Source organism: Marinobacterium stanieri (assembly GCF_900155945.1).
GTDB lineage: Bacteria > Pseudomonadota > Gammaproteobacteria > Pseudomonadales > Balneatricaceae > Marinobacterium > Marinobacterium stanieri.
In genome coordinates this window covers 111,095-136,811 of the sequence record NZ_FTMN01000008.1, presented here as the reverse complement: position 1 = coordinate 136,811, position 25,717 = coordinate 111,095, and the positions used below count along the sequence as shown (strand labels likewise).

Annotated in this window: 21 protein-coding genes; 10 read left to right on the top strand and 11 right to left on the bottom strand. The window is 57.4% G+C overall.

Annotated elements, in window-relative coordinates; translation table 11 throughout:
• Positions 1-18 precede the first annotated feature (18 nt).
• The 3 genes from BW956_RS16775 to BW956_RS16765 all read left to right on the top strand — a co-directional run bounded on the left by BW956_RS16775 (position 19) and on the right by BW956_RS16765 (position 4,449).
• Positions 19-2,712: a [protein-PII] uridylyltransferase gene (locus tag BW956_RS16775; RefSeq protein WP_076464482.1), complete on the top strand. Its 2,694-nt coding sequence runs from the start codon at positions 19-21 to the stop codon at positions 2,710-2,712.
• A gap of 118 nt (positions 2,713-2,830) precedes the next feature.
• On the top strand, positions 2,831-3,442 hold the full coding sequence (locus tag BW956_RS16770) for an LPP20 family lipoprotein (protein WP_076464479.1): 612 nt from the start codon (positions 2,831-2,833) through the stop codon (positions 3,440-3,442).
• 56 nt (positions 3,443-3,498) lie between these two features.
• Positions 3,499-4,449: a LysM peptidoglycan-binding domain-containing protein gene (locus BW956_RS16765; RefSeq protein WP_076464477.1), complete on the top strand. Its 951-nt coding sequence runs from the start codon at positions 3,499-3,501 to the stop codon at positions 4,447-4,449.
• On the opposite strand, the gene BW956_RS16760 is transcribed toward BW956_RS16765, so the two are convergent.
• Positions 4,443-5,876 carry a penicillin-binding protein activator gene (locus BW956_RS16760; RefSeq protein WP_076464474.1) on the bottom strand — a complete coding sequence of 478 codons (1,434 nt, stop codon included), beginning with the start codon at positions 5,874-5,876 and terminating at the stop codon, positions 4,443-4,445. The genes BW956_RS16765 and BW956_RS16760 overlap by 7 nt on opposite strands.
• A 77-nt stretch (positions 5,877-5,953) precedes the next feature.
• Here BW956_RS16760 and BW956_RS16755 point away from each other — a divergent pair, with 77 nt between their 5' ends.
• Both BW956_RS16755 and zapB read left to right on the top strand, forming a co-directional pair.
• Positions 5,954-7,180 carry a flagellar assembly protein T N-terminal domain-containing protein gene (locus BW956_RS16755; protein WP_076464471.1) on the top strand — a complete coding sequence of 409 codons (1,227 nt, stop codon included), beginning with the start codon at positions 5,954-5,956 and terminating at the stop codon, positions 7,178-7,180.
• A 48-nt stretch (positions 7,181-7,228) separates the two neighbouring features.
• Positions 7,229-7,423 carry a cell division protein ZapB gene (gene zapB, locus BW956_RS16750; RefSeq protein ID WP_010323550.1) on the top strand — a complete coding sequence of 65 codons (195 nt, stop codon included), beginning with the start codon at positions 7,229-7,231 and terminating at the stop codon, positions 7,421-7,423.
• A 53-nt stretch (positions 7,424-7,476) separates the two neighbouring features.
• Here the strand turns inward: zapB and BW956_RS16745 are convergent, their stop codons facing one another.
• Positions 7,477-8,133, bottom strand: a complete 657-nt coding sequence (locus tag BW956_RS16745) for a YiaD family glycine zipper/OmpA-like lipoprotein (protein ID WP_010323551.1) — start codon at positions 8,131-8,133, stop codon at positions 7,477-7,479.
• 203 nt (positions 8,134-8,336) lie between these two features.
• On the opposite strand from BW956_RS16745, the gene BW956_RS16740 reads away from it, so the two are divergent.
• Together BW956_RS16740 and BW956_RS16735 are read left to right on the top strand one after the other, a co-directional pair.
• Positions 8,337-10,247: a beta-ketoacyl synthase gene (locus tag BW956_RS16740; RefSeq protein WP_076464468.1), complete on the top strand. Its 1,911-nt coding sequence runs from the start codon at positions 8,337-8,339 to the stop codon at positions 10,245-10,247.
• An 83-nt stretch (positions 10,248-10,330) separates the two neighbouring features.
• The gene (locus BW956_RS16735; protein WP_076464465.1) at positions 10,331-10,720 is read left to right on the top strand and encodes a hypothetical protein; all 390 of its coding nucleotides are present in this window, start codon (positions 10,331-10,333) and stop codon (positions 10,718-10,720) included.
• Here the strand turns inward: BW956_RS16735 and BW956_RS16730 are convergent.
• From BW956_RS16730 to BW956_RS16720, 3 genes are all read right to left on the bottom strand, one after another.
• Positions 10,714-11,523: a TatD family hydrolase gene (locus tag BW956_RS16730; RefSeq protein WP_338066354.1), complete on the bottom strand. Its 810-nt coding sequence runs from the start codon at positions 11,521-11,523 to the stop codon at positions 10,714-10,716. The two genes, BW956_RS16735 and BW956_RS16730, sit on opposite strands and share 7 nt — an antisense overlap.
• Complete coding sequence (locus BW956_RS16725) at positions 11,524-13,101, bottom strand: peptide chain release factor 3 (RefSeq protein WP_010323555.1); 1,578 nt, start codon at positions 13,099-13,101, stop codon at positions 11,524-11,526.
• 121 nt (positions 13,102-13,222) lie between these two features.
• A complete protein-coding gene (locus BW956_RS16720) occupies positions 13,223-15,334 on the bottom strand; it encodes an EAL domain-containing protein (RefSeq protein WP_076464462.1) in 2,112 nt (703 codons plus the stop codon).
• A gap of 326 nt (positions 15,335-15,660) precedes the next feature.
• On the opposite strand from BW956_RS16720, the gene BW956_RS16715 reads away from it, so the two are divergent.
• Complete coding sequence (locus tag BW956_RS16715) at positions 15,661-17,298, top strand: methyl-accepting chemotaxis protein (protein ID WP_076464459.1); 1,638 nt, start codon at positions 15,661-15,663, stop codon at positions 17,296-17,298.
• 58 nt (positions 17,299-17,356) lie between these two features.
• Here the strand turns inward: BW956_RS16715 and BW956_RS16710 are convergent, their stop codons facing one another.
• The 3 genes from BW956_RS16710 to BW956_RS16700 all read right to left on the bottom strand — a co-directional run bounded on the left by BW956_RS16710 (position 17,357) and on the right by BW956_RS16700 (position 21,694).
• The gene (locus BW956_RS16710) at positions 17,357-18,112 is read right to left on the bottom strand and encodes a 3'-5' exonuclease (RefSeq protein ID WP_076464456.1); all 756 of its coding nucleotides are present in this window, start codon (positions 18,110-18,112) and stop codon (positions 17,357-17,359) included.
• Positions 18,112-19,983, bottom strand: coding sequence for a DUF294 nucleotidyltransferase-like domain-containing protein (locus BW956_RS16705; RefSeq protein ID WP_076464454.1), 1,872 nt, complete (start codon positions 19,981-19,983; stop codon positions 18,112-18,114). The genes BW956_RS16710 and BW956_RS16705 overlap by 1 nt, the downstream gene beginning before the upstream one ends.
• A gap of 79 nt (positions 19,984-20,062) precedes the next feature.
• On the bottom strand, positions 20,063-21,694 hold the full coding sequence (locus tag BW956_RS16700) for a BCCT family transporter (RefSeq protein WP_076464453.1): 1,632 nt from the start codon (positions 21,692-21,694) through the stop codon (positions 20,063-20,065).
• A gap of 280 nt (positions 21,695-21,974) precedes the next feature.
• Here BW956_RS16700 and BW956_RS16695 point away from each other — a divergent pair, with 280 nt between their 5' ends.
• Entirely contained in the window at positions 21,975-23,174 is a 1,200-nt protein-coding gene (locus BW956_RS16695) for an ATP-binding protein (protein ID WP_083703122.1), read from the top strand.
• Positions 23,167-23,703, top strand: a complete 537-nt coding sequence (locus BW956_RS16690; protein WP_076464451.1) for a response regulator transcription factor — start codon at positions 23,167-23,169, stop codon at positions 23,701-23,703. Before BW956_RS16695 ends, BW956_RS16690 begins: the two co-directional genes overlap by 8 nt.
• A gap of 17 nt (positions 23,704-23,720) precedes the next feature.
• On the opposite strand, the gene BW956_RS16685 is transcribed toward BW956_RS16690, so the two are convergent.
• From BW956_RS16685 to BW956_RS16675, 3 genes are read right to left on the bottom strand one after another with little or no spacing between them, the layout of a single operon-like run.
• A complete protein-coding gene (locus BW956_RS16685; RefSeq protein ID WP_076464448.1) occupies positions 23,721-24,389 on the bottom strand; it encodes an energy-coupling factor ABC transporter permease in 669 nt (222 codons plus the stop codon).
• A gap of 2 nt (positions 24,390-24,391) precedes the next feature.
• Entirely contained in the window at positions 24,392-24,853 is a 462-nt protein-coding gene (rimI, locus tag BW956_RS16680) for a ribosomal protein S18-alanine N-acetyltransferase (RefSeq protein WP_076464445.1), read from the bottom strand.
• A complete protein-coding gene (locus BW956_RS16675; RefSeq protein WP_076464443.1) occupies positions 24,850-25,713 on the bottom strand; it encodes a uracil-DNA glycosylase family protein in 864 nt (287 codons plus the stop codon). The genes rimI and BW956_RS16675 overlap by 4 nt, the downstream gene beginning before the upstream one ends.
• Positions 25,714-25,717: the final 4 nt, after the last annotated feature.

Here is a 25,717-nt window from a genome sequence, read left to right as displayed (position 1 = left end):
TTGATACGAGTATCTGCCATGACCCTTCCTGCTCACTCCCTTGCAGCTATCCCCGAAATGTTCGATCCAGCCCAGCTGGAGCTTCAGCTCAAGTCCGGTGAGCAGCCGGTCATCAAAATACTCAAGCAGGCACTCAAGGATTCCCAGGCGCGCCTGGACGAAGCCTTCAAGGCCGGCGAAGACATTCGCCGTCTTATTTATGGCCGCGCCTGGATTCTGGACTGCATCCTCAACCTGGCCTGGAATGAGTTCGATTGGCCAGCCGAAAACCAGGCATCGCTGGTTGCGGTGGGCGGCTATGGTCGCGGTGAGCTGCACCCGTTTTCCGATGTGGATATCCTGCTCCTGTTTAACGAAGTTGATCCTCAGGACTGGCATGACAGCATCAGCGGTTTCCTGACCCTGCTTTGGGATATCAACCTGGATCTGGGCTCCAGTGTGCGCACCCTGAAAGAGTGCTACGACGAAGCCCGCAACGATATCACCATCGCCACCAATCTGATCGAGTCCCGTACTCTGGCCGGTGACCCTGAGCTGCAGGCCGAGATGTACGAACGTGTGACTTCTGAAGGCGCCTGGACCGACAAGGAGTTCTTCAAGGCCAAGCTGGCCGAGCAGAAAGAGCGCCACGAAAAGACCAACAACACCGAGTACAACCTTGAGCCCAACCTCAAAACCTCCCCGGGGGGCCTGAGGGATATTCAGACCGTGGGCTGGGTCGCCAAACGGCATTTTGGTGCCACTTATATTCGCGACCTGGTGGATCACGGTTTTGTGACCGAGTCCGAGCTGGATACCCTGAACAAGGGCGAACTCTACCTCTGGACCGTCCGCTACGCACTGCACATGCTGTGTGGCCGCCGTGAAGACCGTCTGCTGTTCGATCACCAGCGCACGCTCGCGGCCTACTTCGGCTACGAAGACCAGGAAGGCTCACTGGCGGTCGAGCAGTTCATGAGCAAGTACTACCGCGTCGCCATGGCCATGTCCGAATTCAATGACATGCTGCTGCAGCATTTCGACGAAGCCATTCTGCGCGTGGATGATGAACAGAGCATTCGTCCTCTGAACAACCGCTTCCAGGTGCGCAACGACTTCCTGGAAACCGTCTACGACAAGGTGTTTGAACACCACCCATTCGCCATCATGGAGCTGTTCGTGCTGATGGCACAGCACCCGGAGATCAAGGGTGTACGCGCCTCAACGATCCGCCTGGTAAGGGATCATCGCCACCTGATCGACGATGACTTCCGCAACGACATCCGTAACACCTCGCTGTTCATGGAGCTGCTGCGCTCACCGGAAGGTGTATCGACCGAGCTCAAACGCATGAACCGCTACGGTATTCTGGGCCGCTACCTACCAGAGTTCGGCAAAATCGTCGGCCAGATGCAGCACGACCTCTTCCACATCTATACCGTGGACGCGCACACCCTGAAGGTCATTCAGAAGATGCGCCAGTTCCGCCATCGCGAGTATCGCGAGCAGTTCGCCATCGCCCACCGCATCGTCAACCAGCTGCCCAAGATTGAGCTGCTGTATATCGCCGGCCTGTACCACGATATCGCCAAGGGCCGCGGCGGTGACCATTCCGAATTGGGTGCAGAAGACGTGATCAGTTTCTGCCGCCGCCACCACCTGGGCAAGTGGGATACCCATCTGGTGTCCTGGCTGGTTCGCAACCACCTGAAAATGTCGATGACCGCTCAGCGCCGTGATATTTCCGACCCTGAAGTCATTCACGACTTCGCCATGGATGTACGCGATCTTGTGCACCTGGATTACCTGTATGTTCTGACCGTGGCCGACATCAACGCCACCAACAACACTTTGTGGAACAACTGGCGCGCCACCCTGTTACGTCAGCTCTACATGGACACCAAGCGCGCTCTGCGCCGCGGACTGGAAAACCCGGTCAACAAGGAAGACCGTATCGAGCAGGTACAGCATGAAGCCATGCTGCTGCTGTCTCGCAAGGGCGTCCCTGAACAGGAAGTGCTGGATTACTGGAAACTTCTGGGCGACGACTACTTCCTGCGCGAAGATGCACACAACATCGCATGGCACACTCGCGCCATCATCGAGCACGGCGACAACCCGTTGCCCCTGGTATTGATCCGCAAGACGTCTTATCGGGTGTTTGAGGGCGCGACCGAGATCTTCATTTACAGCGAAGATCTGCCGACCCTGTTTCCGGCCACCGTGGCCGCCATGGATCAGCTCAACCTCAACATCCAGGATGCGCGCATCATCCTAACCGACCATGGCCGCACCCTGAACACCTACACGGTTCTCACCGATGATAACCAGCCACTATCGGAAAACCCCGAGTACCTGGCCCATATCCAGCAGCACTTGACCGAAGAACTGGATGACCCCGAAGACTACCCGGACATCATCCAGCGCCGCGTACCACGCCAGCTCAAACTGTTCACCACGCCGACACGCATGACCATCAGCAACGACCCCGTCGTGCAGCAGACTGTTCTGGAGATCATTACTCCCGACCGCCCGGGTCTACTGGCCCGCATTGGCCGCATCTTTGTCGAATTCGACATCTCGGTGCGCAAGGCAAAAATTTCCAGTATCGGCGAGCGCGTAGAAGACTTCTTCTTCATCACCGATAGCCAGAATCAGCCCATCAGCGACCCGGAACTGTGCCGGGAACTGCAACAGGCGATTTGCCAGCAACTGGATCAGCACGTGCATTAAACCACGTGCAAGCGTCGCTTTTTTGCTAAAGTTGCGCGACATCTCGCCGAAACAATCGCTTGGGTGCAACTCTTAAAGCTGCTGCTTCGGTCAAACGACGATAAGGAACGCGTGGTTTATGAATAATCTACTCAAACTTACAATCACCGCGATTGCCGCAACTCTGATTGCCGGCTGCGCCAAGCAAACCACTTGTGGTAGCTGTGGCCAAACCGAGTGGTCTCTCACTGTTCCGGCGGTTTCCGTCAGTGCCATTCAGCCAGGACGCGGAGGCTCTCCCGAAGCTGCGGCCCAGGCGGAGAGAGCAGCTGAAGCCCTTTACAATGATGTCCAGATTATCAGCGTTACTGGCTATGGCGCTCCCAAAAGCACCTTTGAAAACCTGGCCCAGCGCCGCCTGATGGCCCTGCGCGCTTCAGAGCTGGATGCCTACCGCAAGATTACCGAACAGGTTTCGGGTCTACACATTGTTGGTGACACCCGAGTGGATGACTACATCACCAACCGGGATCGACTGCGCACCTATATCAACAGTTTCGTACAGGGCGCTGCCATCATTCGCCAGGATTTCGAGGCGGACGGCATGGCGACGACTGAAATGTCTTTGAAAATCAGCCGCAGCCAAATGCGCAAGCAGTTGGAGCGTGAGCGACTCTGGCACGCAAGAGGTGGCCACCTGCCCGATGGCGCCGCTTACCATGACGGGGGCCTGTTCCTGCCGCATTATTGATGCGGCCCTAAATTCGGTCAGGACCTCTTCGCTCATGCCTTGCACAAGGAGCACTCATGCTTAAACCGGCCTGCGCGGCTGCCGCTTTGATGGCATGCCTGCTCACTTCCACAGCCGTTTCTGCCGAGCAGCGCTATGTTGTAAAGCGGGGCGACAGCCTGTCATCCATTGCGGCTCAGCAACTGGGAGCCGCAAATCGGTGGCGTGAAATCTGGGCGCTAAACCCCAGCATTCGACGCCCCGAACAGCTGGCAGCCGGTGCGACACTGCGCCTGCCCTCAGCGGGCACCAGCACCACAGCCACACAACCCTCAGCCCAGGGTGGAAAACAGCAGGATTCCATTGAAACAGACCCTGCCTATCAGCTTGCATTGGAGCAAATCAAAAGCAGCAATATCCGCCGCCTGAGACAAAACTACCGGCTGCTTGATAACCCCCGAAATGCCATACACCTGCATGCCGTTCGACATGAGCAGGATGGCCTGTACCTTTATTCGCCTGGCTACACCCAACAGACTTCACAGGGGGTGCAGTACGGAATTTTTGAACCCAGCGCCGAGCCTGTCACTTCATCCACTACAGAGTTGACTCGCATTGGCAGTGCCAAACTTGCCCTGCAGCAGGGATCTCTGGCCGGCTTTCATGTGACCTCGAGCTTGAAGCCCCCTCAGGAAAACGCGCTTTTACTGCCGATCAATACAAAAACCACTGTCATAGAGCCCCACTACCCGGCCCAAAACACCAGCGTAGAGGTGCTGAAAGCACTCTATGAACAATCGGGTGGCTATATCCTTTTACTCGACAAGGGCGCTCGACAAGGGTTGGCTCCCGGTGCACTGCTCAAACTCCATCAACGCAATCCGGTCGAGTCAGAGAGTGGCAATGCGATGGAGTTCCCCGGCCACGCAGCTGGCTGGGCGATGGTATTTGAAGCGGGTCGGGAACTCAGTTTGGCCCTTGTGCTTAGCGCGCAACGAACACCAGCGGTTGGTGACAGGCTTCACTGAGCCGAGCGCCCATCCCCCCACATATAAGGTTCTGGCACACCTTGTTTAAAGCGAGCGCACAACAGCGTTCGCTCCAATCTTGATGCGTTCCACAACCGCAGGTTGCCTGTTTCTCCTTCAAAGTATCCCGGCACACCTGCACGCAGCTTCGGCAACGCTCGATGTATTGACCCTGCATCAACACCCAGAGCAAAGAACACACTGGATGAAACCGGCCCAGACCGTTTCAACAGACGCCAGGGCATATCGCAAAACCGGATACCCTCCAGATCCCTGTCCTTAACCGGATCAGGCGTGCCTTCAAACAGGTGTGAGCTGCCATAGGTCGGCAGGGTATTGGCGTGATGATAATTTAGTACAGGCTTAAGCAGCCGCGCCTGCCAAGGCCGTGCTATCAGCAGCACCGCATCGATGTCCTGGCGACGTCGCGGAATGAATTGAGGCTTGCCTGACAACACTTGCCCCAGATTATCAGCACGATTTTGGCTGGATTTGATAGCTAGCCAGGAGCCTAGCTGGCGCCTCAACTCTGGCAGCCGGGAGCCAAACCTGAATGGTCCCACCTGACGCAGCCCTGCCGTGCGCATCTGTTGCCCCAACCAGAGTAGAAGTGGCTCCACCCAGGCCTCATCAGTCGGTGCCAACACCAGCACACGCCGCTGCCCTTCCCGGCGCATCAACTCAACCAGTTGTCGTAATTCCTGATCGGAAGCCAAATCAAGCTGAAAGCCATTAAAACGCCGACCACCACTGCGGTTTAATGTCAGTACCGGCACTGCAAAGGGTTGATCCAGGCGTGTGCTGAGTGATTGCTGCATGGGACCTACCAGTAAATCCAACTCATGGCGTAGCGCAGCCTGCCGGATGAATTCGGTTGGTTCGACTACAGTTTGGCTGTCAAACACCTGCAGCTGCGGCACAGCAAAACCTCTGCGCATATCCCAGTTTTGTGCAGCACGGATACCCTCCAATACAGCCTGCCCCTGTTCAGCAAAAGGCCCACTCAAAGGGAGCAGCACTCCCATTTGGCGCACGCTCGTTGGCACTTCTGCTGAAAGCACGTTTGCGACACCGATACGCTCCAGCCAGGCAACAGCCGGATGGTGAAACCAGTCGCGACGCCAGGCTTCAAGCTGCTGCTGACGTTGCCCGCTGGCAGCCAGCCGGTAGGTTTTGGCCAGCTCAAACCACCCCTGTTCGAAGTAGTTGTTGTCCTGACTGCTCGAGAGTTCGATTATCCGGGTAGTGGAAAGCCCTTGCAGCTGCTGCCACACCGTCTCGAATTCTCCTGAGGACATTGCCCCGGGGTTCGCATTAATACGGTCACGCACCATCACGGCATCGGACGCTGCATGAAGCCAGGATGACCCCAATACCAGTACTGCCAGCAAAGCCCACTGAGCCCACATCACCTTGATTGCCGTCATACGCGCACGCCTGTTACAAGCAAGCCTTCCCCGCTACAATCGAATTCATACACTTTTATCAGCCGAGCTATGAATACATGAAACAGCCCGCCAAGGCCCTGTTCAAATGCTTTTTGTTTGTCATGATGCTGCTGCCTGGACTGGCCAATGCCGTTGCCATTGAGGCTACCGGCCAGGCACCCTATTCAGAGGATGACCCTGGCCTCTCGCGACAGCAAGCCTTACAACGGGCCATGCAGCAGGCCAGCATTCAGGCGTCTTCATGGCTCGGCTCAACACGTCAGGCTCGCGATGGCATCCTGGAAATCGATACCATCAGGCTGCGCAGCCTGGGCCAGGTAAACAATGTACGCGTGATCAACGAGGAGGTCGATAAGGGGCAAATCAGTGTCACGATCATCGCTGATGTCGACATCGCCCTGGGCTGCAAGGACAGCCACCCAGATACGGCCTACAGCAAATCCCTGGCCGTTACCCACTTCCCGCTGCAGCGCCCCCAGGACGCCAGTTATGGCTATCTGCAGGATATCCAAGGAGGCCTTGCCACTCTGCTTTCCTATGAGCTGAGACGCAGCAGCACGTTCAATGCACTCGACGTGGGTGAGCTGAACATTATCGGCGATCCTCAGCGGGCACCTGTCCGTATCCTGCCCGAAGGGACGCTGACCACCTTGCTGGATCGATCCGAGCAGCACAATGTCCAGTACCTTGTCAGCGGCGTGATCCGCAATATGACTCCGCACCATGATGCCGAGCCCCGCTCGCCCAATGTTCTGACCGACATCTACCGTCAGGTCGACTACTTTGATGAAGGCTATGCGAAGCGCGACCTGGTGCTTGAGCTTTTCATCCATGATGCCTTTACCGGTGCCCTGCAGCACCAGCAGCGCTATCACCTGACCGCCGATTGGACTGCCGATATGCACACCAAGGTGGGATTCGGCACCCCCGAGTTCTGGCAGCAGCCCTTTGGTAAACAGGTACGCGCGCTGATTCGTACGCTCAGCAATGATATTCAGCTGCAACTGACCTGTGAGCCATTCAGAGCCCGTATCACCCAGACACGTGACCGCCAGGTCTGGATTAATGCCGGTAGTCTGGACGGTCTGCAGACAGGTGATCGCCTGAGTGTATACCGTCGTTTCACCCATTACGGCCTCGATGGCGAGACGCGCTCTGAACTTGAGAATACCGGCTATAGCCTGACTCTGGAGACACTTCAGCCGCACTTGGGACGCGGTCTGCTGGAATTACCCGCCGCCGGCATCAACATTCAACGTGACGATATTGTAATTGCGCATTAGGCCGCTTAGTCTTGCCCTTTTGTCCGATACGAAAGGAGCATTGATTCCATGCAGAGCGAACTCTTTAAGGAACTGGAAGGGAAAATTGAAGGATTGATCGAAGAGGTCGAACTGCTGCGACTGGAAGTCAGCGAGCTGCGCGAAAGCAAGGCTTCTCTGGAACAGGAACAGTCGCAAACAGAAGATCAGCTGAAACGCATGCTGGGCAAGTTTGACCGCCTGCAGGACAGCGCCAATCTGTGATGTCTTCGGGCACCCGCCTGTGCAGGTGCCCGTACTTTAAAGCCGCCTTTTGATCAGGAACGGCTGCCACGAATTTTGATTTCCACCCGGCGGTTCTGTGCACGCCCTGATGCCGTTTCATTACTGGCGATCGGATAGCGCTCACCATAGCCACGCACTTCCAGACGCAAACCGTTTACGCCCACTGAATTGAGGTAGCGTGCCACACTGTTGGCTCGACGCTCTGAAAGCCCCTGGTTGTGCTCAAACGATCCCGTGGAGTCGGTAAAACCTTCCACTGCAACCTGAGTCTTCTCGAATTTCATTAGCACCTTGCCCACCGAGTCCAGTACCGAGTAGAAACCGGGGTCGACACGGTCACTGTCGGTAGCAAAGGTAATGTTGCCCGGCATAATCAGGCGGATGCTGTCGCCGACACGCTCCACCCGAACACCGGTGCCTTCCAGTTCCTGGCGCAGCAGCATCTCCTGCTGGTCCATGTAATAACCAATGCCACCGCCCACAGCGCCGCCAATCGCAGCGCCAGCCAGAGCACCACGACCTCGATCGTCGTCATTGGCAGCCGCACCAATAACCGCGCCGGCCAGTGCGCCGATTCCTGCCCCCTTGGTGGCGTTGGCGGTTTTCGACTCCTGGGTGTAAGGGTCCATCGTAGTACAGCCCCCCAGTGTCATGGCGGCCACTGCCGTCGCAAGAATGAGCTTTTTCATGTTATCTCCTTGAATGCTTGAGCGCTCCGTTCTCGGGAGCTTTGCGCCCGACTATGTACCTTAGCTTAGCTGAACTGAGCGTTAAAAGCAGAGTTGATTTATGGTCCTGAAGGCCGCCACAAAGCTGGCCAGTAATGACCTCAGGCGATAAAATACGCTGTTATCCTTTACTGTCATCGCGTCACCACTCCGAGGAGTTTCTTTTGTCACAACTGCCTGTCATTGTCGGTTTTGGTGGTATCAGCCCTGCTGGTCGTACATCCTTTCATCAAGGCTACCGTCGCCTGGTTCTGGATCAGCTCGATTCGGCCAGCCGCCAGGAAACTCTGGTCGATCTGGCGACGCTGACCGGAACAGCCAGCCGTGACGATAGCGGTCGTTTCCTGCTGGGTGAAGCCCTGCTGGAAAAAGACGCCCTGGCCGCGGCCGTGGAGCAGCAGGTCTGCAACCAGACACTGATCCGACGCATCCATGCCGACTGGTTTGATGTTAATGCGGTACTGTTCAACCGCCCCGCTACCGCCAAACCCGCCGAGCAGGCCATCACATTCCGTTTACGCAATCGCCAGCTGCCGCAGGTGATCCCCTCCAATTGGCAGGTTCAGGACCTGGGTTCCGGCCAATCGGAAGTGACCATCGATGGTAATTGCGACCTGATTTTCCCGGATACCAAAACCGCGCTGGTACAAAGCGCCGGCATGCTGCCAACAGGATTCGAACCGGGCAAACTGTATCAGTCCCGTAACCACCCCCGTGGCCTGCAGATGGCCGTATACGCTGCATCCGACGCTCTGCGCTCGGTGGGTATCGATTACGATGAACTGGTCAATCGTTTGGCACCGGATCAGATTGGCGTGTTTGCCAGCAACTCGATCGGCCAGCTGGACGACCTGGGCTTTGGCGGCCTGACCAAGTTCCCGGCACTGGGCAAACGCACCTCTTCCAAGCAGATGCCGCTGGGCTACGCGCAGATGCCGGCTGATTTCATCAATGCCTATCTGCTGGGCAATGTCGGCACGACTGGCGGTGCGCTGGGCGCCTGCGCAACCTTCCTGTACAACCTGAAAAACGGTGTGGAAGCCATTCGCAGTGGCCAGTGTCAGCTGGTACTGGTCGGCGGCAGTGATGCTCCGGTTACCCCGGAAATCATTGAAGGCTTCCGTGCCATGGGCGCACTGGCAGAAGACAAACAGCTGATGGCACTGGACGACCTGGCCGAGCTGGCAGAAGAACACTATCGTCAGGCCTGCCGTCCCTTCGGTCAAAACTGCGGCTTCACCATCGGTGAGTCCAGCCAGTTCCTGGTGTTGATGAGCGATACCCTGGCCCTGGAGCTGGGCGCCGATATTCAGGGCGCGGTGGCCGATGTTTTCGTGCATGCTGACGGCCACAAAAAATCGATTTCGGCACCGGGTGTCGGCAACTATATGACACTGGGCAAAGCCGCGTCTCTGGTCGGCGACCTGCTGGGTGAAGAATCCTTGCGCCAGCGCAGTTTCGTTCAGGCACATGGCACCAGCACCCCGCAGAACCGGGTGACAGAATCCCATGTCATCAATGAGACAGCCAAGGCATTCGATATTCCTGCCTGGACCACCAGCGCCGTTAAGGCTTACCTGGGCCACTCTCAGGGAACCGCCGGTGGTGACCAGCTGTTTGCCTCCTTGGGCGTCTGGAAACACGGTATCGTGCCCGGTCTGACTACAACTCCGGCGATTGCCGACGACGTGCACAGCTCCAACCTGAACCTGCCGCTACAACACCTGGAGGTGGGTACCGAGGGTAAGGACTCGGTCCTGATCAATGCCAAGGGCTTTGGTGGCAACAATGCCAGCGCCGCAGTACTGGCACCTCACGTGGTCGAACAGATGCTGACGCGCCGTCATGGCGAAGCCGCCATGAACAGCTGGCGCCAGCGCCGTGAGCAGGTGCGCGAGCAGGCCGAGGCCTATAACCAGTCTGCCGTCAATGGTCTGGCACGCCCGATCTACCGTTACGATCACAATGTACTCACAGGTGAAGACCTGCAGATCAGTGCCGATGAGATCCGCCTGCCAGGCTACGCCAAGCCGATCTCGCTCAAGGTGAATAATCCCTACAAGGATTTTTGCTGATACCTGGTACAAAGGGGCCTGCTTGAGCCCCTTTGTTTTCTGCTACACTCGCACGCAATCCACTGATTAAACAGGATGTTGCCATGAAGCATTTGAGTCTGCTGGTCGCAATGGTTTTGCTGGGCGGCTGCATGAGTTTGGGCGGTACCAAAGACGAGTCCATCGGTGAGTTCTATTCACTGGATACCCGCGATTTTCGCCTGTGCAAGGGCACCAGTACACACTGCGTCAGCCTGATCACGGTTGTATCCATGCAGCATGAGCTGGGACCTATTGAGGATAAGTTCGGACGTTCGGTTCGTGGCCCCAATTACCCGCTGGACCTGACCCGCATGCTGATCAGCCCGCCCAACGAGGCGTACACCAGTCAGCGTCTGGATGCAGAAGGCCGTTACCGCCGCCTGCCGGTCAATAGCCAGACCAACACCGTCTGGTCACTGATGAAGTCCGGCTCAGAACAGATGTATCACTGAGGCAGGTGAAGTATCTGACGAGCGTTGGCGCAGGTTTGCTCGGCAACCTGCGCCAGGCTTACCCCTCTGAGTGACGCCAGTTGCTGTGCCACCTCTGCCACACGGGCCGGCTCATTCCTTTCTCCCTGATAGCCGGCCAACGGCATATCCGGCGCATCGGTTTCCAACACCAGCCATTCTAATGGTAGTTCCGCGGCCAAACGCTGTAACTTGCGCGCCCTGGCATGGGTAAAAGCCCCGCCAAACCCCAGCTTGAACCCCAGCTTTGCATATTCACGCGCCTGCTGCTCACTGCCGGAAAAGGCATGCACGATGCCGCCTCTGGGCAACTGGCACTGGCGTAAGCGTTTCAGCACCTCGTCATGGGCCTTAACCACATGCAGCAAGACGGGCAGGTCGTGCTCACGGGCCAGTGTCAGTTGCTGCTCGAAAAGCGGCACCTGAATCTCGGCTGGCGCTTGCCCCGGGCGAAAATCCAAACCTATTTCGCCGACGGCAACCGGGTGATGGCTAGTCAGCACCTGCCCCAGCTGTTCAATGGCTGCAGCAGGCTCATGGGTAAAACAGGGATGCAGCCCCAATGCGGGAAACAGTGCAGGCGCACCCGCACACACGTCCAGAACGGACTGAAAGTTATCCACAGTCACCGACGGCACCACAATCTGCTCAACACCCTCAGAACGCGCACGCTCTATCACCGCAGCGCGGTCAACAGAAAAATTCGGGAAGTCGAGATGGCAATGGGTATCAATCAGCATGAGGAAAGTATGGCACAGGCCTGAACGGCCTGTGCCGGCGAGCAATCAGTGCTCACGTGTGGCGCGGAAGCGAACCTCCGGCCAGCGCTCTTCGGTCAGAGACAGGTTTACGCGGGTCGGTGCCAGATAGGTGAGCAAACCGGCACCATCGTAGGCCAGGTTTTCGTAGGCTTTACGCTCGAAGTCACCCAGCATCTTGTTGTCATCGCACTCAACCCAACGCGCCGTCTGCACACTGATCGGCTCGTACAGGCAATCAACCTTGTATTCGTCCTTGAGGCGGAACACCACCACATCGAACTGCAGCTGACCAACCGCACCCAGAATCAGGTCGTTGTTCTTCACCGGCTGGAACAGCTGTACCGCACCTTCCTCGGACAGCTGCTGCAGGCCTTTCTGCAACTGCTTCATCTTCAGCGGATCCGTCGGGCGGACACGGCGGAACATTTCCGGCGCAAAGTGCGGGATACCGGTAAATTTAAGTGCTTCGCCAGAGGTGAAGGTGTCACCGATCTGGATGGTGCCATGGTTATGCAGGCCGATAATATCGCCCGACCAGGCCTCTTCCACATTCTCGCGGTCACCGGCAATGAAGGTCACCGCATCGGCGATGCGCACATCCTTACCAATACGCACATGTTTCATTTTCATGCCGCGGGTGTAGGAACCCGAACAGATACGCATGAAGGCGATACGGTCACGGTGCTTCGGGTCCATGTTTGCCTGGATCTTGAACACGAAACCGCTGAAGCCCTCTTCATCCGCTTTGACTTCACGGGTTTCCGTAGCGCGGGCCGGCGGTGCCGGAGCCCACTCGACAAATTCGTCCAGCATCTCTTTAACGCCGAAATTACCCAGCGCGGTACCGAAGAATACCGGAGTCATTTTACCGGCCAGGTACGCATCCTGATCCCATTCATGACAGGCACCCTTCACCAGTTCGATCTCTTCAACGTAGTCGTCGTACTCATCGTCCAGCAGTGCGCGGGCTTCATCGGAATCAAGCCCCTGGATCCGCTTGTCTTCCGGCAGCGCATGTCCCTGGCCCGGTGTAAACAGGTGGATGGTGTCGGTGTACAGGTTATACACCCCCTTGAACCACTTGCCGGAGCCGATCGGCCAGTTGATCGGTGACGCCTCGATTTTCAGTACTTCTTCGATCTCGTCCAACAGTTCGATGGGGTCGCGGATATCGCGGTCCAGTTTGTTGACGAAGGAAAAGATCGGCGTGTCGCGCAGACGACAGACATCCATCAGTTTGATGGTGCGTTCCTCGACACCCTTGGCGCCATCCACCACCATCAGCGCCGAATCCACGGCGGTCAGAGTACGGTAGGTATCTTCCGAGAAGTCTTCGTGCCCCGGTGTATCCAGCAGGTTCACAGTACGGTCATTGTAGGGGAACTGCATCACGGAAGAGGTGATGGAGATACCGCGTTCCTGCTCCATGCTCATCCAGTCAGAGGTAGCATGACGGTCACTGCCACGCCCCTTGACGGTACCGGCCACCTGGATCAACTGACCGAGCAGCAACAACTTCTCGGTGATGGTGGTCTTACCGGCGTCAGGGTGAGAAATGATCGCAAAAGTGCGGCGGTTGGATACTTCCTGGGCTATGGACATGAATTCGGGTCTTATGCTCTGAACAGGGACAGGGGCACAAGCCCCCTGTGTGCGGTTAGTCGTGAATTAGGCCTATTTTCGCCGATCAGCCCCGGTGAAACAACGCCCTTGCGGATATCTTTCATGCGGAGGCGGTGGCAGGGAGCGCACGTTCAGCATGTTGATCAACGAACGCCGGGATCTGTTCGGCACGTAGCGACCGACTATACAACCACCCCTGTACCGAGACACGATCCGTATTCAGCACATATGCAAGCTGCTGTTCGGTTTCGACCCCTTCGACAATCACCCCCAGTTCAAGGGCTTCGGCAAAACTGAGAATGCCATTGAACACCTTGGAGCCCTTATCGGTTTCCAACGCATTTACAAAACTGCGGTCGACCTTGATCACATCTATCGGATACTGGCTCAGATAGCCCAGCGCGGAAAACCCTGTACCGAAGTCATCGATGTGCACCTGAACATCCAGCTCACGAATGCGTTCTATGTGATGTCGCACTGTCTCGGGACTGGCCGAGAGCGAATCTTCCGTGATTTCCACCGCCACACGGCCATGACACTCGGTGAGGAGGTTGGTCAGCGTATCGATCACCTCCGGCGAGCTCAAACCTTCGGCCGAGATGTTGATACTGACCGGAAATGTGTAGCCCCGATCGGCCCACTCATCAGCCTGACGACAGGCCTCTTCTGCCACCCACAGGTCCAGCGTTTTGAGGACTCCGCCCCTTTCCAGTTGCGGTAAAAATTGTGCCGGAGACAACAGCCTGCCATCGGAGCTTTCCGCTCTTACCAGCGCCTCTACCCCGGTCACCTGCCCCGTTACGGGGTCCACCTGCGGCTGGTATTCCAGCAAAAACTCATAATCACCCAGCTCACCAAGATCACGCTGCAACTGGATCTTGCTCTGCCGCTCACGCAGGCCATCGGTGACAGGATCCTGGGACTGATATTGCGCTTCCTCGAAACGTCGTGAAAACAGGGTTTCGATTGAGCGCATGACAGCCCCTTGCCCCTCTTCAAAGCGGGCTTCCAGGCCTCGAACAAAGGGACGATAGAGCAACATGCCCACCGCAAGATTGGCGAATTGCAGCAATACAGCCCCTGCATCGCCCCCCGTCGCCAGATAGGCATTCAATACTATAGGACTGTTGAAAGGCACATCCATGAAAGGAGCCTGCACCCAGCCGGCCTGGATCACGGCCAACCCAAGCAATACATTCGCCGCCGGGACAAGCATAAAAGGGATCAGCAGGCGCGGATTGAAAATGATCGGCAGACCGAACAGCAGCAGCTCGTTCACATTCATGAACGCAAACGGCAGGCTGGCCAGTGCCAATACGCGCAGGGCCTTGACCCGAGTGGTCACCAGCAGTGCCAACGCCAAAGACAGGGTCGCCCCGCTGCCGCCAATAAACACGAAAGCGCCGAGAAACGAGGTATTCATTGGATACTCGAGGCCCGAGCCACCGGCCATCACCGTGGTGTGATTCAGCATCAGAGCCTGGTTCAGGCCCTCCAGCACCGGCAGAAGCGCATGGTAGCCATGCACACCAAAGAACCAGAGCAGGGAATTCAAAATGCTGTAGGTCAGCCCCACTTCATAGGGCTCGTTGGCCGCATCCAGAAACAGGTAGTAATTAATCCACTTGGGGTCGGGTAGTACCAGGATGACACCCAGCATCACCAGAATAACGGCAGCAGCCACCAGCATGCCGGGAATAATAAAATTCAGCGTATCCCTGACCTGGCTGCCAGCCCCCTCGGCACGTGTCAGCTGACACCATGACTGAGCATGCAGAATCGCAAGGCCACGGGTGGCCCAGATGGGAATCAGCAGTGCACTGAGTAGAAACAGCATGCGCGCAGCACCGTTGAACTGCTCCATCAGCTGATCCACACAGATCAGGTAAGCGACATTCAAAAACAGCACCGGCAAGCGAGGCAAGTGCAGTTGAATAGCAATCATGTAGGCGATTGAAGCGGTAACCAGATAGGGAATGGCAACAGTGATACGTGAATGCAGCTCACTGAACACAGCGACCCGGCTTTGATCAGCGCCAGCCATTTGCAGGCACACCGAGATCAGCAGAAGGGTTGCCGACAGAATCAGACAAGGCACAACCCCCAGCAGCCCATCACGTATGGCTCTGAGCGTTGGCCTGCTGGAGAGCTGCTCGACGTATTGATCCAGTACTCGTATAGCGCCGCGAAGAGGCTTGACCGAGCCCGGCATCAGCCCTGCCCCCCGTCCGTCAACAGGGCAGATCCGCTTACAGCCTGTTCATTTGCCAACATCCAGCGTACAACCATCAGGCGAAGGCCCCCTGGCAGCTTAGACACCTGCGCTTAAGCTCCCTTGCAGCGCCAATGAAAATTGAGTCGAGACATACCCCTTGTCTCTTTGAATGCGATCCATAGTGACACAGGTTAAACCTTAGCCCAAACCGGGCAAAAACTCTCACGAAATCCTGATGTTGGTTAACACCCGACCCGCTTCTCATGCCTATAATGCCCTCATAACTATAAGCGTCACTTCGGTGTCATCCAGAGGTCAGACTTATGTCTATTCTGAATAAATTCGGGTTCAGAACCCGTGTCGCTCTCCCCTTCGCACTTACCGCCATCGCACTCGTGCTGACGGGCCTGTTGAATGGCTATACTTCGCGCCACCTGGTATCCGAAAGCCTCGTCATTACAGACGACTATCTGCCTGCGGTCAGTGCCATCCTCAACGGTGACAGGGATCTCTATCAGGCCCTCGTCGCTCAGAATGCCTATATCGATGCCCAGTTTCAGCAGCAGAATGCAACTGATCAACTGGACAGCTTCGATGAAAACCTGAATCAGGCCCGTGACCGTTTTCTGGCATCCGTAAAGCTGTTGCCAGCCGGAGAAGTTGCCAGTGCAGAGCAGCGTTTTCAGCAGGACTTCAATCGCTGGGAAGCCTCTGCACGCAAGGCGCTGCAGCTGGCTCAGAACGGTCAGCCCGGCGAGGCCATTGCCGTAGCCAAAACCGAGACGGCACCACTGTTCAGCAGCCTGCGTGACCACTTTGACACTGTGGGTGCCCACCTTGAAGAAGAAACGCACGCCCATGCCGATGAAGCGGCAGCTCAGAGTGAAAATGCCCTGTGGATTTCCACGCTCGTCACTCTTGCGGCCATACTGATCAGTTTGGGACTGTTTGTGGTCTTCATGCGCCTGATCATTCAGTCCATCACCCGCCTGCGTGACCAGCTGGATAACATTGCACAGGGTGAAGGTGACCTGACCCAGCGTATCCCGGTGGAATCGAATGATGACCTGGGCCAGCTCGCCAGCATCTTTAACCAGGTACTCAACAACCTGCAACAGATGATTGCCAGCGTACAGAAACTGAGTAACGACCTGGGCCAGGAGTCCAGCCACCTGGCCCGTGCAGCTCATGAAAACGACGAAGGCGTGAGCCGCCAGACGGACTCCATCGCCATGGTCGCCACCGCGATCAACGAGATGCACAGCGCCATTGAAGAGGTAGCCGGCAATGCAACCCGGGCCTCCCAGCTGACACAGGACGCCAATGATACCGGTACCCGTGGTGCCGATATTATCCACCAGTCCTCACAACAGGTACGTCAGGTAGCGGATCAGGCCGCTCAGGCGGTAGAAGCCGTTCAGGTACTGGCGAAGGACTCCGACAATATCTCCACCGTGCTGGATGTCATCCGTGATATCGCCGATCAAACCAACCTGCTGGCGCTGAACGCAGCCATTGAAGCGGCCCGAGCCGGTGAGCAGGGACGTGGCTTTGCGGTTGTCGCGGACGAAGTTCGTACCCTGGCTCAACGCACTCAGGAATCCACCGAGAACATCCAGAAAATGATCACGGCCCTGCAGTCCGGTGTAGGCAGCGTGGTCAACCTGATGGAAGTCGGCAGCCGCCAGGCCCGTGACACCGAAGCCCTGTCGGAACAGGCCGACAGCGAGCTGCAGTCCATTCTTCAGGGACTTGCCCACATCAGTGACGTCAACACCAGTGTGGCATCCGCCACTGAAGAACAAACCCAGGTGGTCGACGAGATCAACCGCAGTATCACCGAGGTCAATGACCTGGCAGCGGCCGGTGCCCAGCGCTCTCAGGAGATCGGCAGTATCAGCCAATCACTGGATCGCTATGCGCAGTCTCTGCAACAGCAGGTGGGCCGGTTCAGGGTATAACACCCTGCCGGGTTGCCAAGGCAAGAGCCGAGTACTGAACAACTCTGGCCCTTTTGCGTTAACGCCAAAGCTCCGAAATGGGCGTCTCTGGATCAAAGCGATTGGCCACTTGTGCCAGCAGCAGCTCACCGCAGGCAATGGCATCCGTCAGGGCATGATGAGGGCGATAGAACGGCAGGTGATACCGTTCCCGGCTTTGCGCCAGCCGTATGGATACCGGCTTGCGGCCGATCAAGCGAGCCCAGAGGCTGGGACGCTTGCTGCGGTACAGGCGCGCTTCCAGCTCCATGGTATCGATGACCGGAAACTCGATTCCCTCACGAATCCGCGCTTTGAGGGCTGAATTCAGGAAGGCCCGCTCGATACCACGGTGGTGCACCACTACCACCTTGCCCCTGAGCTGTTCCAGCAGCTCGTCCAGAATACGAATCAGATCCGGCGCGGCTTCCACTTCTGAGTGGGTAATGCCATGCACCACCACCGACTCGCTGCTCAGCCGCGCACGTGGCTTGAGTACCCAGTGACGAGCTTCAGAGCTTTGAATACGGTGAATGCTCATCGGCACCAGCCCGATGCTGACAATGCCGCCCTGCTGAGGGTTCAGACTGGTGGTTTCAAAGTCCAGTGCCACCAGAGGGACATCCACCAAAGGCGTATCCGGCGCGACGACGCCCGCCGCATAGTAGGCTTTCAGTGCCGGATAACCGGCACTGAAAGCCAGCTCGGAAAACCGCTGCGGCCAGTCGGTGACATCCGGATCCTGTACCGCCATCGAGGGTTCGTTTTGCAGTTTCTCCTTGTTGAGATACAGCATCAGCCCACCCGCCCCGGTTGATAACGGTACTTCAGGAATTTCTGTGCATTGGACAGTATCTGGAATGCATCCTTGAGATTCTTGCGCTCAAAGTCCGACAGGTTTTCCGGCTCAACGTTGTTGTCCGGCTCATTCCCTGCCTCCACATCCAGCGCCTGGTGGCGAATACGCACCATGGCGATCAGCTCCAGCGCATCTCGCAGGTCAGGCCCCCGCCCGCGCGGCAACAGGTCGGAGTCGATGATGTCCCTGAGACGATCAAAGGTATTGTGCTCCCGCGAGCCTATCGCCAGGGCGTGCACGCGCACCAGATCGGCCAGAGGCGCTGTACCCCGGCGTTTCATATTGATGGAGTTGCTGTGGCGACCGTCGGTCTCCATCACAAAGTCCTTGAAGAATCCCAGCGGCGGCGTGCGCTGCAGGGCGTTACGCGCCATACAGGCCAGGAAACGCGGGTTCTTGCGCGCCTTGCGCAGAATCAGGTCATTGAGCATCACTGCCCAACGGGTTTCACCCCAGACCCCTTCAATATCAAAGAAGATGGAGCTGTTAAGCAGAAACTCGGGGGTCGGCTTTTCAATCCAGTCGGTAAAATACTGCTCCCAGACTTTGAGCGGCTGACGCCAGCGCGAATTGGTGGCCATGATATCGCCGTTGCAATAGGTGTAACCGCAGGCATCCAGACCGTCACAGACAAACTGCGCCAGTGCCTTGAAGTACTCATCATGCTGGTCAGGGTCATAGCGGTTATCCAGGATCATGGCGTTGTCCTGGTCGGTAACTATCAGCTGCTCTTCACGCGCCATGGACCCCAGCGCCAGGAAGCAGTAGGGAATCGGGGGTGGCCCCAGCTTTTCCTCACCCAGCTCCAGCAGGCGTTGTTTGAAGCTGCGTCCGATCACCGACATGGCGGTGCCAATCATCTGCGAGTTGGCATCTTCATTGACCATGCGCAAGAAGCAAGCACTTACATCACTCTTCAGGGCACTCAGCTCCTCCAGGCTTTGCGCGCGGAAGATGCTGCTGACCACAAAGAGACTGTTCTGGGACTCGTAGCGGATAATATCCGAGATGGCGATCACCCCAAGCGGACGCTGCTTTTTGAGCACCGGCAGGTGGTGCACGTTGTGCCTGAGCATCAACAGCATGGCTTCGAATACAAACTGGCCATACTCCACCGAAATCAACTCTGAGGTCATGATCTCGCTGACCGGCGTATCAAAACTGAGCCCCGGGGTGATCAGGCGGTTGCGCAGGTCCCGGTCGGTGATAATTCCCACCACCGGCTCCTCTTCCATCTGCTCATCCAGCACCAGCACCGAGGAAACACCTTCCTCACTCATGCGAATGGCCGCTTCACGCACACTGGCCGTGGGCGGCAGCGTTACTGCATCCCGGCCTACCAGGGTTTCGATTTTGGCGGTCATCAGCTCATTGGCATCTTCTCGCCGCCGTGCCACCGCCTGCCTGAGGCGGGTGCGGTCCTCAACCTCGACAATATCGGCAAAGGCTTCATTGTTATCAAACAGATCGTTAAAGACATCTTCCGGTATCAGGTACACCAGGGTGTCTTCCAACGCCTTGATGGGAAAGCGTACCCGTCCATGCCGCAGCAGCCCGAACTCACCAAAGAAGCCGCCTTCACTGAGCCGGTTATAGAGATCGCCGTTGCGACGATAAACCTCCACCGCACCACTGCGAATGATGTACCAGTCGCTGATTTCGTCACCGAACTCCTTGATCTGGGTACCGGCCTTGAAATAGGCCACATCCACTTCGCCTGCCAGCTGTTCCAGCCGATCTTCGGGCAGGAGATTAAATGGCTGGTGGCGGGCAAAAAACTCTGCAACTTCCAACTGTTCGGCATGCATGGCTACACACTCATATCGTCAAAACAAAAACAGGCGGAGCCGCACTAGGCCGCCCCGCCTGTTATCCGGTCAGTCGCGCTTAACCGCGCGGCTCAGAGGCCAGACCTTTCACCATGGAGAAGGCGGCCATCAACAGCACCAATGTAAACGGCAAACCGGTGGATACGGCCATCGCCTGCAGAGCAGCCAGGCCGCCCCCCAGAATCAGGGCGATTGCCACCAGACCCTCAAAGGTACACCAGAACACACGCTGAGGTGTGGGCGCATCAACCTTACCACCCGCCGCGATCACGTCGATTACCAGCGAGCCGGAGTCAGACGAGGTCACGAAGAATACCACCACCAGCACAATAGCGATGAAGGAGGTGATCTGCGCAAGCGGCAGCGCGTCCAGCATGGTGAACAGCTGCAGCGGCAGCGCTGCTTCCTTCAGTGCGGTGTAGCCTTCAGTGAAGTACAGGTCGATCGCAGTACCGCCGAAGACACTCATCCACAGAACACAGGCAGTGGACGGTACCAGCAGTACCGCGATGATGAACTCACGTACACTGCGACCACGGGATACACGGGCAATGAACATGCCGACGAACGGGCTCCAGGAAATCCACCAGGCCCAATAGAAGGCAGTCCAGCCAGAGGCAAAGTTGCTGTCTTCACGACCAACCGGGTTGGACAGCGCCGGCAGGTTGGTGATGTATGCCCAGAGACTCTCGAAGAAGCCGGTCAGGATCAGCAGTGTCGGACCCACAAAGATCACGAACAGCAGCAACAGCACCGCCAAAATCATGTTGATCTCGGAAAGACGCTTAACACCGGCATCCAGGCCCGCCAGTACGGATACCAGCGCGATGGCGGTAATACCGATAACCAGCAGGATCTGGGTGGTATCACCCAGCGGGATATCAAACAGGTAGTTCAGACCCGATGCGGCCTGAGACGCACCGAAGCCCAGCGATGTGGCCAGACCGAACAGGGTCGCCAGTACCGCCAGAATATCGATGATATGACCCGGCCAGCCCCACACGCGCTCACCCAGCAGCGGGTAAAACACGGAGCGAATGGTCAGCGGCAAGCCCTTGTTGAAGGAGAACAGGGCCAGACCCAGCGCCATCACGGCATAGATCGCCCAGGGATGCAGTGCCCAGTGGAAAATGGTCGCCGCCATACCCAGCTGACGTGCCGCTTCCTGATCACCGCCGGCAGCTCCCAGAGGCGCCCAGTCCGTACGCAGACCATTTTCACCCAGGCTGGTGCCGCCAAAGGAGCTCAGCGTATGTGACATGGGCTCTGATACGCCAAAGAACATCAGACCGATGCCCATACCTGCAGCAAACAGCATGGAGAACCAGCCCAGATAGCCATAATCCGGCTGAGCTTCGGTACCGCCCAGGCGCACCCGGCCAAGCGGCGTAAAGATGAGCACAAAGCAGATAATAACGAAAATATTCGCAGCGCCTATGAAGAACCAGTCAAGGTTCCCGGTGAGCCAGTTGCGCAGCCCGGTAAACATGGGCTCGACCTGAGTCTGAAAGGCTAGCGTGAGGATCACGAACGCTACAACGGCAAGGCCGGAGATAGCGAATACGCGGTTGTGGATGTCGAGCCCGAACGGGCCCACGTTGACAACAATGTTATCCTGTCCGATCTGATAATCCGTATCGATAGGATTGACATCACCATCGGGGATCATAGGATCTTTATTGTCCGTCATTATGGACTTTCTCCCTCAGGTTATTCATTTATTCCAACTGTAGATTAGACGACTGAACACTACTTTGCGTCGCCCTCTCATACAATAGTATCTAAAATCCGTCACTTACCTCGCAACCATAGATTTATTAAGGTTGAATTGCGACCTTTGGTCGCACCCTGTTCTGTCGCTGTCGCGGTATACTTTTCAGTCTCTATCCAAACGGCTCCGGAGGCTCCTGCTGAACGGTTTTCACTCTGCCCTGCTGCAACTGACGTATGTACGCACGCTGGTTCTTTTTTTGCTCAGCTGCGCACTGCTGTTCGCTGTATACGGCCTCTACCTGCCTCTGGATGTCTGGCTGATCGGGTCCGCACTGGCAGGCCTTGCCATTCTCAACCTGGTCACCTTTGCCCGTTTGCATTCACCCTGGCCCGTGACCGAGATCGAGTTGTTCAGCCATTTCTGTGCCGATGCGGTCATTTTCGGTTTTCTGCTGTTCCAGACCGGCGGTGCTACCAACCCCTTCATTTTTCTATTGCTGGTTCCTCTGCTCAGTGCCGCCGCAACGCTGTCTCGGGGTTTTGTTGCCTTGATGGCGGTGATTGTCATCCTGCTCTACACCACGTTGCTGCAGGTATACCAGCCCCTGCTGGCTCCACAGACCTCCCATCAGCACAGTGTGCTCAATTTGCTGGACCTGCACGTCACCGGCATGTGGATCAATTTTCTGTTCACGGCGGTACTGGTGACCTGGAGCATCAGCCAGATGCAGCAGTCCTTGAAGCAGCGTGAAAGCAACCTGCAACGGGAGCGGGAGAAACGCATTCAGGACCAGCAGTTACTGGGGCTGGCAACCATGGCCGCAGGTACTGCTCACGAACTGGGCACTCCACTGTCGACGCTACGCATCACGCTCAGCGAGCTGGCCCACACGCATCCGAATGATGCAGAGTTGCTGGAGGATGTCGCGTTGATGCAGGAGCAGGTGGAACGCTGCAGCCAACGCCTGCAGCAGTTGGCACATCAGGTGCGTGACGACCAGCCCCAGGCCAAAGCGCTTGGCAAACTGCTCACGCGCGTACTGGAAGAGTGGAGTCTGATGCGCCCCGAGGTCGAGTTCCAACTGGAGCCTCTCAATCCGCAACTGGAACAGGCCCGACTGCTGACCTCCGTGTCCCTGCAGCAGGCCTTGCTCAATCTGCTGAACAATGCCGCTGATGCCAGCCCTAAAGGAATCGAGATCAGTGTAGAGCGGGATACATCCGGTATCAGACTGCATATTCACGACCAGGGGCCCGGCTTGCCGCTGGAGCAGGCAGACCAACTGGGTAAACCCTTTGTAACCACCAAGGGACGCGGCCTGGGCATCGGCCTGTTCCTGACGGCGACCACCCTGTCACAACACCAGGGCGAGGTGCGCCTGTACAATCACCCGGCGGGTGGCACCTTGACCGAGGTGCTGTTGCCCCTGCTGGAAGAGGAATCAACGGATGGCTGAACACTTTCTGATTGTCGATGACGACCCTGCTTTTACCCGCGTACTGGCTAGGGCCATGACAAGGCGTGGTTTTGTCACCCAGGTGGCACGCAATGTGGAGCAGGCACTGGAGATGGCCCAGCAGCAGGTACCGGATTACGCTAGCGTCGATCTGAAAATGGAGGGTCCTTCAGGTTTGGCCTTGATTCCGCAACTGAGGGCACTCAACCCGAATATCCGTCTGCTGGTGCTGACCGGCTATGCCAGTATTGCCACTACCGTGGATGCCATCAAGGCCGGTGCCGACAACTACCTGCCCAAACCAGCCGATGCCGATCAGATCCTGAAAGCCTTACAGGCTGAGCCGGACTCGGAACCCGGCGACTCGGATATCCCGGACACCCCGTTGTCGGTGAACCGGCTTGAGTGGGAACATATTCAGAAAGTGCTGCACGAGCACGAGGGTAATATTTCTGCCACGGCGCGGGCACTGGGCATGCATCGCCGCACCCTGCAACGCAAGCTGGCCAAACACCCGGTCAGACGCTAGCCGCCGATCTGCAGTATTTATTGCTCGTCGATGTAGCGGCGTGCATCGAAGGTGCGGATCCAGTCCGGGTGAAACACCATCATGCCGGTCATGAGAATGCCGTTCAGCAGCCCTTCCGGGAACATGATCAGCGGCAGGAAGCGCACGTACTCCAGATAAATCTTCATCCAGGGATAGACGCCGTCGACCCAGAGCAGCAGTGCCATCACCATACCGCCCACTGCGGTGGCAACGCCCGCACCAAAGAACGCACAGAGAAACAGATAGACAAAGAAATTGGGCGGCAGCTTGGCTTCTACCAGCCGTAACACGCCCAGACTGGCCAGCACCGGCACCACCACTGAGCAGAGTACATTGACGCTCAGTGTGTCCCAGCTTTCCTGACCGATAATGGCCATACCTACCAAAGCCAGACTGCCCGAGAGGATCGCCAGATCCCAACCGAACATCAGCGTCAGTGTGGTCATGCCCAGGAAATGAATACTGAGGCCTGGTGACAACCCCGCCCGCATGGTCCACATCAACATCAGCACCACGGTGGCCCCAAACAGCAAATGCTGCAGGCGGCGCTCACCGGTTAGAACGCCCCAGGGAGCGCGAATCAACGCCAACAGAATTATCAGACCGGCCAGCAAGCCAGTGCCCCACAGCCAGCCAGTACTGATCAACCCCTGAGTCAGACTCATGTTTAATCCACGCTTCCTCGACACAAACTGAACAAGAGCGCATCCTCGCGCCCGGTTTCGGCCGGGTAGTAATCGGCCCGTCGCCCTGACAGCTGCCACCCTTGAGCCTGGTACAGCGCCTGAGCAGGTGTATTGGACGCCCGTACTTCCAGGTAAAGCTGCACAGTACCCGCCGCCAGCAAGGCCTGCTCGGCATGTTGCAACAGGAGTGCGCCCAAGCCCTGTCGACGGGCTTCAGGTGCCACAGCGATGCGTAACAGCTCCGCTTCATCCAGCACACGACTGAACAGGGCATACCCCACCAGCTCAGCCCCCTGCTGCAGCACCCAGGCATTGGCGCCACGCTGCTGTGCCGCCTTAAGCCACCAGCTGGATGCAAAAGGCTCACCCGGGAAGCAGCGCTCATCCAGCTTGATCAACGCTTCTATATCCCCCTCAGCCAGCAGGTTCGGTTCTGCCGTCATGAGGCCGTATTCCGGATGGGCTGAATATCCTGCCAGAGTTCAGCTTTACGTTCCGGCAGGCGCAGGAGTTCACTCAGGCTGATCGATGCCACACAAGTACGTCCGGACAACGACGGCAAGGCGCCTTGCTTAAAGGGCTCACCTGTTACCCAGTGCATGGCCGCATCACCCAGCAGCAGAATGCGGCTGATGTCCGGGCGAAACTCCAGCGTACGCTTAAGCTTGTGTTCCACGGCCAGCCTTGCTTCGGTCGGCCCCTGATCCAGCGTTTTACTGGCCAGCATGGGCCAGGGCAACATGGCGGGATCAGACAGTTCCTGCTCAGCCGTCAAGCCCAGTGCAGTGGTAACCCCCTGCAGCAGACGCTTGTGCTGGCGGCTGAAACCTTCGCGATGATGCGGTGGCAGGGAGTCGATAATCAACAGATCACCCCGTACCAGATAGGCCAACTTGAAGTGCGGTGCAGGCTCCACCGGCTTTTGTGCCGTCGGGGCAGCAGCATCCGCTGCAGGCGCTGGATCGGCACTGGCAGCCGGTGGCGGTGTTTGCGGTTTGGGCTGGGGTTTGGGCGCCGACCTGGTCTGGATATCACCCAGCAATGCCTGGGTATCGATACCCGAGCCGCCACCGGGTTTTCGAGCCGGTGCAGCTCCCTGGGCGGGCCCTGACAATGAGGATTCAGCAGCACTGTCCTCATAATCGGCGAAATCCGCCGCTCCATCAGCCTGCGGATAGCGGAAGTCGGCAACCCAACCAGCCGGCGCAGCGGCACCGGGCAGCGGCTGACGTGGCAACCAGCTGTCGATGCCGATTGCTTCCAGCCACTGGTGGCGCTGCTGCTCCTGAGCCTGTACCGACATCAAT